Origin of the sequence: Sporolactobacillus shoreicorticis, from assembly GCF_024125445.1 — a bacterium.
GTDB classification, from domain to species: domain Bacteria; phylum Bacillota; class Bacilli; order Bacillales; family Sporolactobacillaceae; genus Sporolactobacillus; species Sporolactobacillus shoreicorticis.
Genome location: NZ_JAMXWM010000068.1, coordinates 1 through 1,895 on the forward strand (window position 1 = coordinate 1; position 1,895 = coordinate 1,895).

Sequence of the window (1,895 nt, forward strand, 5' to 3'; positions counted from 1 at the left end):
TTTAGGTGCGCCCGGCATGGGTGACAACTTGGCGGTGAAAGTCCGCTACAGGCTTGGCAGTAGGAACTGTTAGCTGAAGGCAAGGGTGTCCGCTGTGAGGCGGAATCTGAAGGAAGCCGGAGGCAAACTCCTGAGGTGACGAACAGAAACTGGATACAAAGGCTGAATGGAGACGGATAAGCCTGCCTAACAAGGTGAAGTCCAATACTGCCCGAATCTCTTACAGTAAATCCAGCATCTACATGGGAGGAAAGTTGTCATTCTTACCCGGGGAGGTCTTATAAGGGTTCCCGACAAGAGGGAAGGAATTTCCCACAGGAACAATCATGCCAGTGATGGTGCGATGAATGATAAGAAGTCAGCAGATGCCATAGTAGTCCGACAGGACGAAGGGCTGAACAATAGTAATCTTGGAAACAGCGGAGGTGTGAGCCATGCGACAACCACAGACAACATCAAAGGATGACTATCTATCGAAGAATAGGGTGGAGCCCGAAGATACGACAGAAGTGTGCAGTATGACTCACGGTGAAACTGAAGGAAGAGATGGTGTGCATGATCTCATCACGAGAATCGTTGATCGAATGAACCTAAATGAAGCCTATAAGCGAGTAAAGGCGAATAAGGGATCAGCAGGCATTGATGGAATGACGATTGATGAGCTGTTCCCCTTCCTCATACGGAACAGGGACAAACTGATCAAGCAGATTAAAAATGGCTCCTATGAGCCACAACCCGTAAGACGTGTAGAAATTCCCAAACCGGATGGATCGAAACGAAAACTTGGTGTTCCGACGGTATGTGACCGCCTAGTACAACAAGCAATCGTTCAGGTGATGGAACGGATGGTTGATCCGATGTTCTCAGACAATAGCTTTGGATTCCGCCCACATCGCAGTGCTCATGACGCGCTGAAGCGCGCCAAGACTTACTACGAGGAAGGATATAAATACGTGGTTGATCTTGATCTAAAATCCTACTTTGATACGGTGAATCACGATAAGCTGATGCACTGTGTGGAAAAGCAGATCAAGGATAAACGAGTGCTCCGGCTTATTCGCAAGTTTTTGCGAAGTGGTGTAGTCATTGACGGAAAAGTTCATCCGACTAAAGAAGGAGTTCCACAAGGGGGGCCACTTTCACCAATTCTAGGAAATATCTATCTTGATCAACTAGATAAAGAATTGGAGCGAAGAGGCCATAAATTTGCACGCTACGCTGATGACAGCAATATCTACGTCAAAAGTCGAAAAGCGGGCGAACGCGTCATGAAAAGTATCACCACGTTCCTCGAAAAGGAACTAAAACTAACCGTCAATCGCGTGAAGACACAAGTTGGAAGTCCAACTAAACTCAAATTTCTTGGATTCTGTCTGTACACGACCAAGCAGGGAACTGGCTTCCGCCCCCACATCAAGTCGAAAAAGCGTCTTGAGCGAAAGCTTAAACAACTGACGAAAAGAAGCCGCAGTGGTAACATCCGTGAAATCATTAAGAAAATTAATGAAGTAACCACAGGATGGATCAACTACTATGGCCTAAGTTATATGAAGAGTTATATTCGGCAAACCGATCAATGGCTTCGACGAAGAATTCGCCAGATCATTTGGAAACGTTGGAAGAAGGTCAAGACGAGATATAAAAGTCTCATTAAACTTAACGTCCCAAAGCCAAAAGCATGGGAATGGGCAAATACACGAAAAGGCTACTGGCGCGTCTCCTGTAGCCATATCTTACATCGGTCGATTACAAACAAAATACTCGAACGGGTAGGGCTCAAAAACCTAGTCCATCTGTTCGAGTATGCACACTTAAGCTATTGAACCGCCGTATACGGATCCGTACGTACGGTGGTGTGAGAGGTCGGAGAAAAATTTATCTCCTCCTACTCGATT

1 protein-coding gene is annotated in these 1,895 nt (G+C 46.1%); it reads left to right on the top strand.

Annotated features, from left to right (window positions below; all coding sequences use genetic code 11):
* Positions 1-434: 434 nt before the first annotated feature.
* Positions 435-1,823, top strand: a complete 1,389-nt coding sequence (ltrA, locus tag NIE88_RS21885; protein WP_253065675.1) for a group II intron reverse transcriptase/maturase — start codon at positions 435-437, stop codon at positions 1,821-1,823.
* The last annotated feature ends 72 nt before the right edge of the window (positions 1,824-1,895 follow it).

What these genes read in the sequence shown, in the direction of transcription:
- ltrA (WP_253065675.1), top strand. Translation starts at nt 435, where the DNA reads ATGCGACAACCACAGACAACATCAAAGGATGACTATCTATCGAAGAAT.